We start from the raw sequence: 18,118 nt of genomic DNA on the forward strand, positions 1-18,118 counted from the left end.
CCTTTCAGGTTGTTATTATATTATTATATAATAAAGCAAAATAATTAACTTTATAAATGATAACACATTTTTATATATTTATAAATGTGGGAAATGTATACCAAAATAAGGCCAATTTTTTGGTCATTTTTTATAAAATTTTGTAGTTTTTTTAACTAAAAATCAACTTTTTGGTACTAATCAAATGTGGAAACTTTACCACAAAATACCTTAAAAATCTGATTTTTTACAAAACAAGCCTAAAAATAAGTAAAATAATATGTGATATATACTAAATATATCTTTATTTATATGTAACAAAAAATACAATACAAATATGTATAATACAAACAAAAACATTAAGAGGTTAAATATATGAGGTTTAAAACAATATGATTTAAAGGGTTAGCAATAGCTTTACCATTAGTTGCAACAGCAGCTACAGTTATAAGTTGCGGTGCTAATACTAACGAAACAAATAAAGATAAGGAAAATGTAGATAACAGTTCAAATACCGAAGATAAATCAGGTCAGGAAAGTACTGATAAAACTACTGAAGGTTCAACTGGAACAGGTTCAGAAGGTACAACAGATAAAACTCCTGAAGATAAAACTGGTCAAGAAGGTTCAAAAGACCAAACTGGAACAGGTTCAGAAGGTACAACAGATAAAACTCCTGAAGATAAAACTGGTCAAGAAGGTTCAAAAGACCAAACTGGAATAGGTTCAGAAGGAACAGTAACTCCTGAAGATAAAACTGGTCAAGAAGGTTCAAAAGACCAAACTGGAACAGGTTCAGAAGGAACAGTAACTCCTGAAGATAAAACTGGTCAAGAAGGTTCAAAAGACCAAACTGGAACAGGTTCAGAAGGAACAGTAACTCCTGAAGATAAAACTGGTCAAGAAGGTTCAAAAGACCAAACTGGAACAGGTTCAGAAGGAACAGTAACTCCTGAAGATAAAACTGGTCAAGAAGGTTCAAAAGACCAAACTGGAACAGGTTCAGAAGGAACAGTAACTCCTGAAGATAAAACTGGTCAAGAAGGTTCAAAAGACCAAACTGGAACAGGTTCAGAAGGAACAGTAACTCCTGAAGATAAAACTGGTCAAGAAGGTTCAAAAGAAACAGCTGACACAGCTAAAAATAATGCAAAAACAGCTTTAAAAACAGTATTAGATAGTGTTAAAGATTATTTAACAAACAATCTAGCTAATGAAAAATATACAGAAATTAAAAATGAACTTAACGAAGTTTATACAACTTCAAATAACCAATACGAAAATGAGGAATCTACAACCGAACAATTAAATAATGCGAAATCAACTCTAGAAACAGCATTTGAAAAAGCTAAAAAATCAAAAGAAGCTAAAGATACAAAAGAATCACTAAAAAGTGAAATTACTAAATTAGTAGAAGAAGTTAATAAACTTAAAGTAGAAAATAAATTATTTAGTATAAACGAAACAATTGAAACATTTGTCGCTAAAAATAATGTGGTTGATGAAGATGATAATAATAAATTGTTAGAAAAGAAAGAACACCTAACAACTTTCAAGAAAAATTTAGATAGTCTTTTATCTAAAATAGAAACTTATAAAGATGAATTTAATGGTTATGAATACAATAATTTTTCAGAATTATTAGAAAAAATAAGCGTTGATAAAACGGCTGCTAAACAAAAAATTACAGATTGAGATTCTAAAACATTTATTGTAGAAGATAACAAAAACGTTTTACTTCCATGAGATGTTAAAAATAGTAACCAAGAAGAAATAACAGAAACTTTTAAACAAAAAGATATTTATGGTTCTATTTTAGAAACACTTACAGAAGATTATATTCCAACTGATAAAAAAACAGAATTATCAAATTCTCTCAAAAAAATAACAGGTTTAAGAAATATGTTTGCTGGTATTTTTAGATTTTATGACAAGTATGATTCTTTCTATTTTGGTGGATGAATTATTAATAAGGATCATTTAAATTCTGATGCATTTAATAAAGGTTTCGAAGATTATAGAGCGTATGATAAAAGCGAATTAAAAGGGTTACATCCTAGAAAATTAGAAAACTGACTTATTTTTAATGATAGCGAAAGAGTTAGAGAATTAGGTGGAACTGTTAATGACATAAATGCTAAGGTTAATTCGTTATACCAAAACTCAAAAGACTCTGAAACATGAGTAAATTTTGAGAAAAAAGAATTTGATGAATTATTAAAAAGAATTGAAAACCTTTCATCTCTTATTAAAGATGACAATCAGTTAGATGAAGCTAAATATAAAGATCTTATTGAATCATACTATAATGGTATTTTAAATTTAGTTCACATAAAATATGAAGTATTTAAATTATTAAACTCAAAACTTCAAATTACAGAATTGCACGAAACAAAATTAAATGAATTAAAGGGAATGTTTGAAACTTTAGAAACAAAACAACCTCAAGAAAGTGTAGAAGCACAATAATAATTAAATGAAATTCACAACAAATGTTGTGAATTTTTTATATTAATAATTTATAATTATTTTATTAAAGATTAAATTAAGGAGAAATACAATGGATAAAAGAACAGAATCATTCAAACAACGTTTAATTAAATATCTTGAAATTGAAGCAATGTCAAGATATGAAGAACCAGTTGCTGAAGAATTAAGAAATAATATAAATAAAGAACAATTTGAAGTTCTAAGAGATAAATTAGGTTCAATTATTTTTCATAAAAAATCAAAAAATCCTGATGCACCTAAAGTTATGATAGCTGCACATATGGATGAAATTGGTTATATAGTGAGAAGCATTGATAAAAAAGGTCAGTTATTATTAAGTCCTATTGGTGGAATATGAGCATCAACAATAATTGGAACTAAAGCAAAATTAGTTACAAGCAAAGGTGAAACAATGTTAGGTGTTTTTGGACACACAAGTATTCACATTATGGAAGCTTCAAAAGTATCAAAAGCTTTAACTAATGACGAAATTTATGCTGATTTTGGATTTAAAAATAAAGAAGAAGCTATTGAAAATGGTGTTGAAATTGGTGATAGAGTATATGTTTCAGGTGAAACAATTTTATTCAAAAACCAAGATCTAGTAGGTGGAAAAGCCATGGATAACCGTGCTGGAGTTACTGTTTTAGAATTTTTAGCTAACCAAGTTGCTAATTTAGATTTAGATGTAGATTTATATTTAGTTGGAACAGTTCAAGAAGAAGTTGGAACACGTGGAGCAAAAACATCTGTTTCAATGATTAATCCGGATATTGCTATTGCTTTAGATACAACTTCATCTCATGACACAATTGGTACTATCGAAGGAACAACAGCTTTATTTAAAGGTGCTGCACTTAGAGTTAAAGATGGTGGAACATTAATGGACACTAAATTAATTCAATTTCTTTTTAATTTAGCTAAAAAACACAATATTAATGCATATAAATTTGTAGCTGCAGGTGGTGGAACAGATGCTGCTCAATTACAATATGCACAAGGTGGAGCCGCAACAATCACTTTATCATTACCACAAAGATATTTACATAGTCCAATTGGTGTTATTGCTATTTCAGATTTATTAGCAACACTTGATTTATTAGAACAATTCTTAAAAGAAATGAATCAAACAAAATACCAAGAAGAAATTAAATATTCATAAAAACTCATTTTATTCATAAAAATGCTTAATTATTACATATAATATAGAAATATATTAATATGTGATAAAATAATATTACTAGATAATAATAAAGGAGATAATATGATCGAACTTAGCGGAGGAGCTTTAGCTGGAATAATTATTGGTTTAATAATTGGTATCGGTTTTGCTGTGGGATTAACAACATTCTTTTTAACAAAAAAAATGTTTGAAAAACAATTAAAAGAAAATCCACCAATTAATGAAAAAATGATTCGTGTTATGTTCTCACAAATGGGACGTAAAGCAAGCGAAACACAAATTAGACAAATAATGCGTTCAATGAAACAACAGAAATAAAATTCATTATTTATTAATGAGTTTTTTAATATAAAAGGAAATATGAATTTAATTACAAAAATAAAAAGAGCTTTTAGAAGAAGCTTTATACAAAGCGTTATTACTAAAATAGTTAATTGAAGAAATAAAATACCTCAATTAAAATATATTTTATTATCTTATACTATTATAGTTATAATTTTTAGTTTATTATTATGGAGTCCAATTACACAAACTAACCCAAGTGAAAATTGAACTAGTGCAACTTCTTATGTAAATGCACTATTTACTACTGCTAGTGCCTTTAGCGATACAGGATTAGCGGTTTATGATACCTTTAGTCATTGAAACATGTTCGGGCAAGCAATTATTGCTATTTTGATCTTAATGGGTGGTATCGGAATTTTCGCTTTAAAATTCTTTGTCTTAGGATATTTATTTCAACGAAATAATAGTTCAGTAATATCTGTTAAGATGTTACAAAGTGAACGTGGTAGTGCTAAATTTAGCCAAACTACAAAACTAGTTATTTATTCGGTTAAGTTTTTACTTATAACCATTTTAGTATCCGGATTTTTAATGAGTTTTTACTTTTACTATGTTAGTCCGATTCAAACAAAAGGTATTGAATTATTATTAACTGATTCTAACGGTAATAAGCAATACATTGATCCCACAGGAGATTGATCGCTTGCTTTTAGGTTTGGATTTTTCCATACTATTTCAGCAATTAATAATGCCGGTTTTGATATTATCTCAGGTAACTCTTTATTACCATATTATCAAAATTACTTTTTACAAATTTGATTTATTGTTCTATTGATAATTGGTGGGATTGGTTATCCTGCTTTATATGACATCAAACGTTATATTAGACATAAATTAAAGAAAAAGAAAGAAAAATACCATTTTACTTTATTTACAAAAATTTCAATAATTTCTTACTTTCTAATTTTTATTGTTGGTTTAGCTATAATTATTTCATTTGAATTAACTAGTTCGGGTTTAAATGACTTATGAAATAAATACTATATTCCAACTGATAATTTTAAAGATTATTTACAATGATTAAAATATAGTAAAAACAACTCAACATTAGCATCTCAAATGCTAAGTGAGAATTTTGATCCTTCGAGTTTAGAAGGAATACATAAACAAATTTGAGAATTAATTAACAAACCAAGTAAAAATGGAGAATCATTAATAACCTTTTTAAATTATGGACATTTATACGGTTCTAAGTTTGACAGAATATTCGCATTAATCTTTTCAGCTTTCTCAACTAGAAGTGCTGGATTTGCGACAGTTAATATGAGACATATGACTCATGCAAGTAGTATTACAATAATTATTATGATGTTCATAGGTGCAGCACCTTCATCCACAGGTGGCGGAATTAGAACTACTACTTTTGCAATTTTGATATTAACTATTTATTCAGTCTTAGTTGGTAATAGTAGGGTTAGAATTTTCAAACGTTCAGTTGAACAAAAAACTGTCTTTATGTCAACACAAGTTTTTGCCATTGCTTTATTTTTATTAATTGTTTCTACTATGTTCTTAATAACTTCATTAGATACTTATGGTGGTTTAATACCTACTTCTGAATTATTAAGTGATAAAGATGAGTTAATGATATATAGAGAACATTATCAAATTGAACATTTATTATTTGAAGTGGCAAGTGCTTTCGGTACTACTGGTTTAAGTACAGGTATTACCAAAAATTTAAACAGTTTTTCAAAAATTATGATTATACTTATAATGTTCATCGGACAATTTGGAATTTCTTCAACTTTATTAGTTTGAAAAAGAAAAAAATCAAAAGAAAGAAATTATGAATACATCGATTCTGATGTAGCGATAGGTTAGGAGAAGTATGAAATTAAAATACGTAGATGATATAGCGGTGATTGGTTTAGGACGTTTTGGTCAGTCGGTTGTTGATCAACTTTTAAAATTAGGTAAAAATGTAACAATCATTGATAAAAATGAGGAACGTTTAAGATTATACGAAGAAGATGCTGATAATATTTTAATTGGTGATGCAGCTGAAACTAAATTCTTAAAAGGAATCGACATTGATAAAATTGGAACAGTCGTTGTAGCAGTTCCTAATAATATCGAAATAGTTGCTGCTTTAATTGAAATGAAAGTTTCTAATTTAATTGTTAGAGCAACAAGTAGAAGACATGCTAAAGTATTAAAATTAATTGGTGCACATGTTATTATCAGACCTGAATATGAAGCAGGTAAACGTGCAGCTCTTATTTCTGCTAACACTAACTTCCTTAGATATAGTGATAATTTACAAGAACTAGGAGACGACTTTGTGTTAGGTACAACACAAGTAAAAAACCCTGATTTATTCGATAAAAAAATCAAAGATTTATCACTTAATCAACGTGGTATAACAATTGTATTGATTAAAAATAAATCAAAAAATACAAGACCTACAGGGGACTCAACATTAAAAAAAGATGATTTAGTTACTGTAATAGGTGAAGTACAAGATGTTACACAAGCATTCCAATGATTTAATAAAGAATAATTTACATATTAAAGACGCTGCAAAGCGTCTTTTTTATTCAAAAATGAGTGTTTTAACCACAAAAATAAAAAATATGAAAAAAATATTATAAAAAAGTTTAATTGTGTGTATAAGTGGTAAAATATTATTGGATAGTGGGAGGAAGTGGTAAGATGCTAGGACAACAACTAAGAAACATCGATTCCAAAAACAGAGTAGTATTGCCACCAATTTTTAAAGAAAAATTGGGAGATGAATTTATGCTAACAATCGGTTTTGATGGAAACGCTGAATTGAGAACAAAAGAAGCTTTTAATGAATACTTGAAGTTATTCGAAAACAAAAGTTTTTTTGATAGAAATGTACGTAATTTAACAAGATTAATTATGGGAAATGCATTTGAAATTAAATTAGACTCAATGAGCAGAATTAGTTTACCTAAAAAAATTATCGAAAAACTAGCTATCCAAAAAGAAGTAATTTTTGTTGGTGTAGGTTCAATGGTTGAACTATGATCAAAAGAAATGTTTGAAGAATTTGAAAACCAATATAACTCAGATGATTTATCAAAATTAGCACAGGAGATTTCAACATTAAATGAACGATAGTAAAGAACATTACCCCGTACTATTAAGTGAAACTATTGATTCACTTAATATAAAACCTGATGGTATTTATGTGGATTTAACACTTGGTATGGGTGGTCATTCATCAGAAATCTTAAAACATTTAACAACTGGACATTTATATTCATTCGATAAAGATTCATTTGCTATAGAAAAATCTAATGAAAGATTGAGTAAAATATCAAATAACTTTACTTTAATTAAAAGTGATTTCAAAGATATAAAATCAAAATTAGAAGAATTGAATATATACAAAGTGGACGGAATAATCGCTGATTTAGGAATATCATCTCCTCAAATCGATAACAAAGAACGTGGTTTTAGTTACAACAAAGATGCACAACTAGATATGCGTATGGATCAAGACCAAGAACTTGATGCTAAGTATATAGTAAATCAATATTCACAAAGTGAATTAGAAAATATTCTATGAAAATACGCTGATGTTAAACTCTCTAAGCGAGTTGCGAAAGCTATCATAGATAATCGACCAATCAACGGAACCTTAGAACTTGTTGATATTATAAAAAGTGCTTATCCAGCAGCAATACTAAGACAAAAAAACCCTGCAAAAGCTGTTTTTCAAGCAATCAGGATTGAAGTAAATAATGAACTAGGTTCATTAGAAATAATGCTAAAAGATGCTGTCGAACTACTTAAACCTAATTCAACACTTTCAATTATTACTTTTCATTCAATCGAAGATAGAATTGTTAAAAATTATTTCAAAACATTAACAGTATCTAAGATGCCTTCAAAACTCCCTGTTATGGAAGTTAAAAAGTATCAAACTAAACAAATTTCACCTTCAAAAAGTGAAATAGAAGAAAACAGACGCTCAAAAAGCGCAAAATTAAGAATCATAACAAAATTTGAATAAGAATAAAGGAGGATATTATATGTATGACAAAACATTTATAAGTTTTAAAATTAATATGAATAATATTATCCTTTCAGTAATACAACAAATTGACAAAAACTATGTTCAAGTGGAAAGCGAAAAAACATTTGAATATAATAGTTTTTTGGACGATTCTTTATCTATAATCAATCAAAATTTATCAGCTTTATTGAAAAAATATAATAAAAACGATAAAAAAATTAATTTTATATTTTCAGACCAACTTTTTAGTTATAAATATAAAAATCAAATAAATTTAATCCAAGATAACATTAAATCAATAAACAATCAATTAATCATTGAAGAAAATTCAGTTTTATTAAATGAAAATGTATACAAATATAAACTAAATTTTGATGATGGTTGAACAAAAGAATACAAAACTTTACCAAAAAATCAAAACTATTCTTCAGCAGAAGAATACAAAACACAATTATATATAAACACAACAAATCAAGATGTAAAAAATTATTTTATACAACTTAAAAATATATTAAAACACTTTAAACAAACTAAATCAAATAATTATTATTTTTATTTAGAAAATCAATTATTAGCTAACAAGCTTTCGTCTTATAAAGGTAATCAAATTATGGTTCATGTTTTAAACGATAAAATTTTGTTAAATATTATTAAAAACGGAATTATATATGCTGAAAAGATAATAAACATTGGAACTGACTTATTATTCGAAAATAGCGAGCTTAAAAATATTGATAAAAATATTTTATATTCAAGACTTAACGAAATTCTTGATAGAAAATTCCATCAACAATTTATAAATTGTGACCAAATTAATAAAATTTTAGAAAATAATATTAGCAAATTATATACAGCTTTAGAGTTATATATCAAAGCATTTATACTTAAACTAGTTAAAAACACTAAAAACCCTAAAATTTGATTACATTCAAATAACAATAATTTATTATCTTATTGAGTAGTTTCGCTTAAAAATAAAAATGACGATTTTTATTCAAAATGTGATTTTAGCTCATTATTCCCTTATATAAGAAATGAACAATTCAGTTTAATTAGTGATTTAGATTTCTCCTTCCAACAAGCAGTGTTAGCTTCAAACAATAACGAAGTAGATGATTATTCTCATTTACAAACAGTAACAAGTGAATTTGATATAGAAAAAGTTAAAAATAAATCTTTATTTACAGTTTTCAAGTCTTGATTTAGTTTAAATAAATAAAAAATTAATGAAAACTCCAAAAACATTAATTATAAATTTTGGTATTGAAAGTATTAAAATAGCAAACCAATTAATCGAAAATAATTCATTAATAAATGAATATAAATATATAGCCATTGATAAAAATTTAAAAACACTTAACATTAGTCAACTAGAAGACAAAATATTAATCGAAAATTGAGAATCTGATCAATTCTCAATCAACACTCAATTACATGAACTTGTAATTAAATCTACAACAATATTTTTGTTAGTTGATTTTAAAAACAACTCCTTATCAGAGATACAAAATCTTATTTCTTATATTACAGAACAAAATAAAAAAGTTAATTTAATATCATTTAAAAATTCCGACTTTCAAAGAATTGAAGAACATTTTATGGGCAATAAAATGTGTTCAATATTTATGTTGAATAACATAGATTTTCAAAATGAAAATGAGTTATTTAGCGAATCAGATATATTACAATTAAAAAGTAAAAAAATAAATGACTATTTAAAATTTTACTATCATATTTATAATAATGACTATATTGAAGAAAAAGAAAACATTTTAAATCAATTTAATAATTCTGCAAAAATAAATATTTTAACTGCATGAGCCTCAGGTTCAAATAAATCTCAAAAGATTTTAAGCAAAATAATTTCCAAAAAAACATTTTTTGAAAATTCAAACAAAGCAGTATTAGTTCTTGAACATAGTTTAGACACCAAAATTGATGATTTATATACTTTAATTAATGGATTAAAAGAAATAAATAATTTAGACTATAAATTAATTCTTGTTAAAAATGATGAAAATAGATTTAAAGTAACAATTTTTTCAGGTTCAGAACATTCAAACCAACATGAAGAAACACAAATATCTAATGAAACTAAAGAAGATAATTATAACTTTACCTTAAATTCTTTAGAAGATAATGACTTTGATGAAGATGAAAATATTTTTGACGATGATGAACTTATATTTGACAATAGTTACGAAGAAAAAGAACAAATTATAATAGATTATAGCGATACTTCAGATATTGAATTTTAATAAACTATATTTAAGATTAAATGAGACTTAAGTTACTAAATAATAACTTGATGTTGCGAAAAGTTATTATAATTAACTTAATTAAATAAAAAAATATTCTCACAGCATTATTATGTTGTGAGTTTTTATTTTTTATGCTTATTTTTAGGCAAAAAAATATTATTTAACTTAAAAAAATAGTATTAATATTAGTAATATACTATATAATACTAACATTACGCTCTAATAGCGATTAAAGGAGAAATACATGAATAAATTTTTAGCTATAATAGCTTCATCTTTATCATTAGTTGCACTAACTTCATGTGCAAGTAAACCGCCGAGTAACACTCAGCAGGAAGTAAAAGAAAAAGATGAGAGCAAATTAGGTATTGAAAAATTAAAAGTATATGAGGATTTAGATTTTAATAATGTTAAAGATTCTGAGCAAACAAGTTTTGAATTAGATTCAAATATAGTTGAATATAAAAAGACTCAGTTTCATGCTTTTATAAAAGATATTAAAGAAACAGCAAGAGACGAAAGTCCTACTTTTTACTTTAATAGAAACGCTGGTCAAGTTTGAAACACAAGTATGCAGCATGCAATTGCATTATTAAATTACTCAAATAAAATAAATAACGATAAAACAAAAGTAGTTTATGTTGGTGATCATGATGTTTTAAAAAATGATAATAGGTTTAATTTAAATTATTTACAGGATAAATACCAAAATAGTGTTGATATTTTAAATAATGATTTAAAAATAAGTGATGGTAAGTTTTCTTATATTCATAAAACAGAAAAAACAAATAGCAACAGCACTCCCGAAAATTATAGTATTATACCAACTAAATCATTTTTAGAATACGTGTTTAAACCTTTCTTAGAATCTGATCAAAATAATAAATTTAATATCGTTATCCCTGATATTTCATTTACAGGTTTAAAACCTGATGCTAGAGAATATCTAATTAAACATGCTAAAAAAATTGTCATTATTTCTGATGGTAATGCTCAATTAGCTAAATTTATTCCGCAATATTTCTATTATGTATCTAACAAAGATCAACCACATGATATTGAAACAGTTAGCGAAACTTTCGAAACTAAAGAAGATATCAATAAAATCAATGCACGTGAATATTATAGATTAGAAGATAAAGTTAAAATTTTTAACTATCAAGGTAATTATAGCCTTAGCTTAAACAACATTTTTGATTTACTTGATAAATCATGAGCAAAAATAAATGTTCATTCATATCCTACAAGTTTAAACAAACTTAATAAAGAAGGATGACTAAGTGATACAGATTATTTAAACGATATTTTAATAACAAATAATTTAATGGAAAATGATAACAATAATACTAAAAAATCAATAAATGACTTAATGATTTTAAATAGTGATAAGTATGACGAGAACAAAAAGAATATGGTTTTTATGGGATCATCACTTTTTAGAAAAGGTGCTTATACTGACAATGAAAAATTAAGAGAAAATGCTATTGACTATTTTGAAAAAATAGAGAAACTTTACCCACGTACTGAATATAACTACCTTTTTAAATTACACCCTTATTATAAACCTGATCAATCATTAGACTACGTTAAAATGTTATTAGGAAAAGAAGATGTTTCAGATTATATTATTCTGAACCCATCAATTTCATGAGAAAATATGTTATCTCTTGATTATTCTAATTTAGAATCAGGATCTAACGAATCTATTTTCTTTAAGAAAGAAAAAAATAAAATCGTTCCTAATATGAAATTATTTACATTACAAGCTACTACAACTGTTTTAATTTCAACAATGCAATTTATTGAACAAACACTTAAAGGCTATGATTCACTAGACTCAAAACGTGAAGTTGTTGATCCAAGCATCATTCCTTTAAATGAAGAAATAAACATAATTAATCGTGAAAATATTGAAAATAAAGATTATTACGAAATAAACTACGATAATTTATACAATATTTATAAATGAAACTTAACAAGTAATGATTTTTATCCAATTACTGAATTTAAAAGACTTAGCGAATTTTTAAAAGATAGCGAAGAAGAATAATTAATACCTACACTTCAATAAATGAAGTGTAGTTTTTTAATACAAATTATTTTTTACATTTAAAGTACTTTTTAGAGTGCCTCATTTAAAAATGAATTATTAAATAATTTTTCTAAAATTGTTATAATAATATTACTTATGAAAATTATAGCTAGTAACAAACACGCTTTTAGAGATTATGAAATATTAGATCGCCTAGAAGTTGGTATTTCTTTATTGGGATGAGAAATTAAATCTGCACGTGCATCACAAGTTTCTTTAGACAATGCATATTGTTCGATTTACAAAGATGAACTTTATATCAAAGAATCATTTTTTAAACAATATATGTTGGTTAAAGCTGAACCTACACGTGATAGAAAATTATTAGCTCACAAAAGTGAAATTCGTAAGTTAAAACATAAAATGGAAACCCAAAAATTAACTTTAGTTCCACTTAAGTTTTATTTTAATAAACAATCTAAATTAAAACTTGAAATAGCACTAGCACGTGGACTGAAAAAATATGATAAAAGAGAAAAAATCAGAAAAGAAGAAGCTCAAAACAAAATCAAATCAACAATTCAATTTTATTAATTGGGGGTATAATGGTTTCGACATATATGGGTTTTATTATATTGCAGTAGTGTTGAGGACTATAATCTCTACTAGGCTTTTTAAACGGAAACGATAAAAAAGAAAACGAAGAATTTAACTTTTCTTCACCAGCGTTTTACGCTAACTCAAATCTTGCATTCGCTTAATAATTAGCGTCAAGTTGTGTTTATATATGCCTTTGATATAAACATAGGTTTTTAAAGGATTGAATAAAAGGGTGGTAGCTTTTGTTTGAAATTAACTATTCATTTTAGGGTTTTGAGGAATTTTGTTAGTTTAACTACTTAGAATGAATTATTTACCTCTTTAAAAAATATTCAAAACTAAATAAACTGTAGAAGTATGATAATAATTCATGTGTGGACACGGGTTCGACTCCCGTTACCTCCACCATTTTTTTATACCTTTTTTAAGGTATAGCATGCAGAATTAAATGTAGAGTGTCAGGCTTCGTTATATAAAACAAATTAAATTTCAAATAAATAAAATTATATGTTTTATTAAATTATATTTAATCACTATAATCGGTGATTATTTTTTAAATCTACAAATAATAGTATCCTTGATATATCAACACTATTTTGCTAAAAATGTCACTAAATTTGGTAAATTATTAGTTTTAAGCCCATTTTATACAAAAATTAGCAAAAATAGGCATTATATTGCTTTTTTGAATTCTATATTTATGGTATTAATACCATAAAAAGGCTTAAAAATGGAATTTTTTTGAGTCTTTAAGCATATTTGTATATAATATAGTTGCCTTTAGTTACTAAAGGTAAAATTGTTTTATAAATTAAAATCATATTATTATTCTTTCTATATTGTATGTTGTCCTTTTTAATAATGTAATTAATCTTCCTATAAATTATTGCGTTTTATTTTAAGTTATAACTTCTAATTACATTAGAACATTCAAATTATGATTAAAAATACACAGTTGTACTAGGCTGTGTATTTTTAATTTTTATTTAATTTATATAAATAAATTATTTTTGTATTTTTCTATTTAAAAGTTGTATTATATTAAATATTAAATAAGCGGAGGTTACTATGAAAAAATCTAAAAAAATATTTTTGCTTACAACTTTGATGTTATCACTTAATACATCAATGAGTTTAGCGGTTATTTCTTGTCAACAAAATAGATATGTTCCTAATAACAAAAGAAATCATGAAACTGAAGAAAATAATAAAAATAATCAAGATATTAATTTAGAAAATGATAAAAATGAGAATCCTAAAACTGATCCAATAATAGATAAAAATACTGATGATACTTCTAAAATTGATGATGTAAACAATAAAAATGAAGTTGATATTAACGGTGATAAAAACACAACCGATACTAAAATAGAAGAGGTTGTAACCGATGTAGATTCAAATGAAAAATCAACTAATACTGATCAAGTAGATACTACTACAGAAGGGAATGAAACTCCAGGTAATAAAGATAATACTATAAACATTGAAGAAAAAGAAGAACCAAAACAACCTGAGACAGTTACAGATGTAGATTCAACAGACACAACTGGTGGAGATCAAAATAATGATTCAGTTGAAAATCCTGGTAACGATGTAGGTAATCAAACAGAAAAAGATAATGTGAATTATAATGGGAATTTAACATACAATTCAAATAATGATATATCTCCGGTTTGAAATCTAGAAAACGAAAGAAATATTCAATATTTAAATAGTTATGACCAAAATAATTCGGTATTTACTTTATACAATAGTGCTTTATCAAAGCGTACAACAAACGTTACTAAAGAAACATTTAATAATAGCGAATTTATTAAATATAAGCTTTTAAATTCTAAATTGGAGAATAAAATTTTATCTGTAGAAATAATTTCAAATTTTGATTTAAATACAAGTGATACATACAAATTAAAATACTCACACAACGGGAATGAAACTAAAGAAATTGATTTAACTTTTAAAGACAACCAAAAAAGAGTCTTGGTTGCTAATATTCCTAATATTGAGTCTAATTATCAAGTTAGATTGCTAGAAATAATTAAAAACGGAAATCAAAAAGTTGATTTTACGTCAAGTAATGAATTTTTAGTAGGGAAAGAAATTTGAAAAGATTCTGATAGATTTAAAGTTACAAATGACTACAAATGAACTACATATAAATATAGTGATCATGGACATTCATTTTCTATTGATCTAACACCTGTTCCAGGGAGAGGTTATACAACATATCCTAGTAGTGCTAGATTAGTTTGAATTACTAAAGACAATAGGATAGAATACCCTGATTTGTCAATAAATAGACAAAATGGTAGAGGTATTAAAAAAGCTAGATTGGAAATAAATTTTAATGATAATAATGTTAAAAAAATTATTGGTGTTGAAGTAAAAGGTTGAAACGAAAACGATTGAAAAGCTCTTGGGGGAGTATCTGATAACATAAGAATAGAAGGTGCTTCAGATCAAAATATTAATTCTGAAACCTTCCCATCAATAAGTAGAGTTGAAAAAGAAAATAATAATCTTAAAATTTATCTTGAAAATAGTGATCAATATTCTAATTACAAAAATGTAAGATTTGAAATTAAATCAACAAACCCTTTTATTGATTACAGTAATACATTTAATGCTGAAAATAACGGAAATTATTTTACACTTGATCTTAGTCAATTACCTAAAAATATAGAAGAGTTAGTAATAACAAGAGGTGTATTTGATCAAAGTATATTTACGTACCCTTTTGATAGTAAAGTTATCTTCAAAAATTATTCTAATGCATCAAGATCATATAATATAACCAAATTTGATATTTTTAAAGATCAAAATGCTAAAAAGATATACGGTTCAATTGCTTTTGATTTTACAGCCGATGAACTAAATCGTTTTAATAATAAATCAATAGAATTAATTTTCAAAAGAAAACAACAAAGTTTCGAGCAACCACAAACAAATTATTGAAATTTATTTTTAGCAGAACAAAAAGTTGTTGTTCCTTTTGATAAATGAAACAAATTCAACTTAAATGGTTTTTATGAAGAACAATTGTATACATTAAAAAGCATTAGAATTATTGAATCTTTAAACCTAAAAGAAGTAGTAGGATCAAATGCTTTTGAGCAAAGTATTCAAAATTTAAGCAATAAAGATTTTTCATATAAATTCGATTATGGTAAAGCTAAAGATGATTTTCTTTACGGTAACACTTCCGGAGAAACTAAAGATTCATTATTGGCAAAAGATACAACAAATTCTAAAACAATTGAATATTCAATTCAAAACCACTATGCAACTATTAATTACGAAAGAGAAAAATGATATAAAGCTAAAGTAATCGAAAAAGATGATGAACAAAAGAGTGTTGAACTTCAAAATGATAAATTCACATTAACTAAAGATGGAAATAAAGTAAATACACACTTTATTTCACCTAGAGAATTAATCAATAATTTAAAATGAAAATTTAATGATGATTTTACTGAAACCACTATAACAAAGGACTTATCATCATTTAAAAATATTGAATCTCACGATAAAGATGCAATAATTACTTTAGGCTTTGAATTCGATCCTAAACAAAGAGAAGTTACTGATTTAGTTGAAATGGAACCATTCCTTCGTTACGAAAAAGGAAAAGAAGTTTCAAGCGCTTATTGACCAGTTAGAAATGTATCTAAATCATTTGTTTACATTTCGGTTCCTTATGGATCATTAAAAGAGAACACTAAATTAGAAGATTTAAGTTTTGAATATCTAGCAATAAGAAATACAAAAGATCAAGAACAAAGACTTAAAAATTTAATTGCTTCTCGTTATACTTTCTCTGCTGAATTAAACAGTGAAAATAAGTTAACTTTCAAAATTAAATCAAAAGAAAAAGATACAAAGATATTTGAAAGATTAGGTGATCACTACTTATCATTAAATAATTCAGCGTTTCTTGGGAATTCTTCTTTATTTGTCTACTATTCAGATGCTTTTGATTCTACACCTATAACTTATGAAGCAATTGCTCCCAAAGATATAAAAACAACAGGATTAAACCAATTAAACTTCCGTGATAATTATATTCATCAAGAAACTACTCTTGATGGTTCTTCTGTTAGATTATATAAAGAAAATAATGAATCAAATATTGAAAACGCTAGAAATAGAACATTTAATTTTGATGTCGAGAAAAAAGGTGAGGGTACTTGAGCCGTTTTAGGTAAAGTAAATCCAAATAATCCAAACGATTACAGATTCTATGTTTCTACAAACCAACACGTTTGAGGTAGATTAGGTTGAATAGCAAGTACCAAGACTTTTGAAAATCCAAGATTTGATACTCCAACTCCAATAAATGAACCTAGCGGAGGTTGAAGTATGCATAAAGCTGACGTTAGAGAAAGATATGTGCCTGGAATAGAGTGAAATGATGTTAAAGTAAAAGTTGATTTAGTGACATCTTTTGATAACGATACTCGTTTCCCTGATGCAACTTCTGAATTTAAAAATAATTATGGCGATATAAATAACGACTCAAAATGAAGAACATTTGTAAGACACACTTCAAATTCACTTTCAAGAGCTGATATGATTATTGGTATTGCCGATTTTAAGGATATATTTAATGTTTTTGAAAAAAGAAATGGGATTGTTTATTATCACAATAAACCTATAACTGAAGCAACAAATGAAAAAGAAAAAAGTATTAAACGTGTATATGATTTCTTTGAAAAATGAAGAGAAATTAAAACAATTAAACCAAGTATACATAATTTACACTTATCAGTATTTACAAATCTAAACTGAACAGTAGCATCATTCCCTGTAGATGCACAATATAGTAATCACGATACAAATAGTGGTAAAAGATATAGAGAATATTTAATAGGAAACTTAAGTAAACCGTTAGGTAAATTAGGTTATCCTGGAGCTTCTACTTCATTACCTATGGTTAAAATTGATTCCAAAATACTGGATTTAAATGGTGGATCATCTGGAACAATGATGTTTGATTCTGAAGGTAACGCAACTTCACTTTATACTGAAACTGATACAACATATGGTGGTTCAATGGTAATAGATACTCAAGGTGGAGCGTTTATAGGAGATGGTAAAACTCCTCAAAATCCTGGTTCTTTCTACGAAAGAATGAGAGTATTAAGTCATTTATATCCTGAACTTTATGATCACACACAATTCAATGAATTACCAAATTGAATTGATTCAAAAAACAAATAATTAAAGTATAAAAAATA

12 protein-coding genes and 1 other RNA gene are annotated in these 18,118 nt (G+C 26.0%); all 13 read left to right on the forward strand.

What is annotated here, in order from left to right; genetic code table 4:
* The first annotated feature begins 354 nt into the window (after positions 1 to 354).
* Positions 355 to 2,448 carry a hypothetical protein gene (locus tag HTZ87_RS01555; RefSeq protein WP_174892812.1) on the forward strand — a complete coding sequence of 698 codons (2,094 nt, stop codon included), beginning with the start codon at positions 355 to 357 and terminating at the stop codon, positions 2,446 to 2,448.
* Between the two features lie 91 nt (positions 2,449 to 2,539).
* The gene (locus HTZ87_RS01560) at positions 2,540 to 3,631 is read left to right on the forward strand and encodes a M42 family metallopeptidase (RefSeq protein WP_174892813.1); all 1,092 of its coding nucleotides are present in this window, start codon (positions 2,540 to 2,542) and stop codon (positions 3,629 to 3,631) included.
* A gap of 102 nt (positions 3,632 to 3,733) precedes the next feature.
* Entirely contained in the window at positions 3,734 to 3,970 is a 237-nt protein-coding gene (locus HTZ87_RS01565) for a YneF family protein (RefSeq protein WP_174892814.1), read from the forward strand.
* 42 nt (positions 3,971 to 4,012) lie between these two features.
* Entirely contained in the window at positions 4,013 to 5,821 is a 1,809-nt protein-coding gene (locus HTZ87_RS01570; protein ID WP_174892815.1) for a TrkH family potassium uptake protein, read from the forward strand.
* A 7-nt stretch (positions 5,822 to 5,828) separates the two neighbouring features.
* Complete coding sequence (locus HTZ87_RS01575) at positions 5,829 to 6,500, forward strand: TrkA family potassium uptake protein (RefSeq protein WP_174892816.1); 672 nt, start codon at positions 5,829 to 5,831, stop codon at positions 6,498 to 6,500.
* A 152-nt stretch (positions 6,501 to 6,652) separates the two neighbouring features.
* The gene (locus HTZ87_RS01580; RefSeq protein ID WP_174892817.1) at positions 6,653 to 7,087 is read left to right on the forward strand and encodes a cell division/cell wall cluster transcriptional repressor MraZ; all 435 of its coding nucleotides are present in this window, start codon (positions 6,653 to 6,655) and stop codon (positions 7,085 to 7,087) included.
* A complete protein-coding gene (rsmH, locus tag HTZ87_RS01585; RefSeq protein WP_174892818.1) occupies positions 7,077 to 7,985 on the forward strand; it encodes a 16S rRNA (cytosine(1402)-N(4))-methyltransferase RsmH in 909 nt (302 codons plus the stop codon). Before HTZ87_RS01580 ends, rsmH begins: the two co-directional genes overlap by 11 nt.
* A gap of 19 nt (positions 7,986 to 8,004) precedes the next feature.
* On the forward strand, positions 8,005 to 9,207 hold the full coding sequence (locus HTZ87_RS01590) for an MAG3720 family protein (RefSeq protein WP_174892819.1): 1,203 nt from the start codon (positions 8,005 to 8,007) through the stop codon (positions 9,205 to 9,207).
* Positions 9,208 to 9,214: 7 nt separating this feature from the next.
* Positions 9,215 to 10,246: a hypothetical protein gene (locus HTZ87_RS01595; protein ID WP_174892820.1), complete on the forward strand. Its 1,032-nt coding sequence runs from the start codon at positions 9,215 to 9,217 to the stop codon at positions 10,244 to 10,246.
* A gap of 247 nt (positions 10,247 to 10,493) precedes the next feature.
* Positions 10,494 to 12,299, forward strand: coding sequence for a hypothetical protein (locus tag HTZ87_RS01600; protein ID WP_174892821.1), 1,806 nt, complete (start codon positions 10,494 to 10,496; stop codon positions 12,297 to 12,299).
* A 138-nt stretch (positions 12,300 to 12,437) separates the two neighbouring features.
* Positions 12,438 to 12,875 carry an SsrA-binding protein gene (smpB, locus tag HTZ87_RS01605; RefSeq protein ID WP_174892822.1) on the forward strand — a complete coding sequence of 146 codons (438 nt, stop codon included), beginning with the start codon at positions 12,438 to 12,440 and terminating at the stop codon, positions 12,873 to 12,875.
* 2 nt (positions 12,876 to 12,877) lie between these two features.
* Positions 12,878 to 13,289: a transfer-messenger RNA gene (ssrA, locus tag HTZ87_RS01610) on the forward strand.
* 660 nt (positions 13,290 to 13,949) lie between these two features.
* Positions 13,950 to 18,101, forward strand: a complete 4,152-nt coding sequence (locus HTZ87_RS01615; protein ID WP_174892823.1) for a hypothetical protein — start codon at positions 13,950 to 13,952, stop codon at positions 18,099 to 18,101.
* The last annotated feature ends 17 nt before the right edge of the window (positions 18,102 to 18,118 follow it).

The organism is Mycoplasma sp. OR1901 (assembly GCF_013348745.1).
Classification (GTDB): domain Bacteria; phylum Bacillota_I; class Bacilli_A; order Mycoplasmatales; family Metamycoplasmataceae; genus Mycoplasmopsis.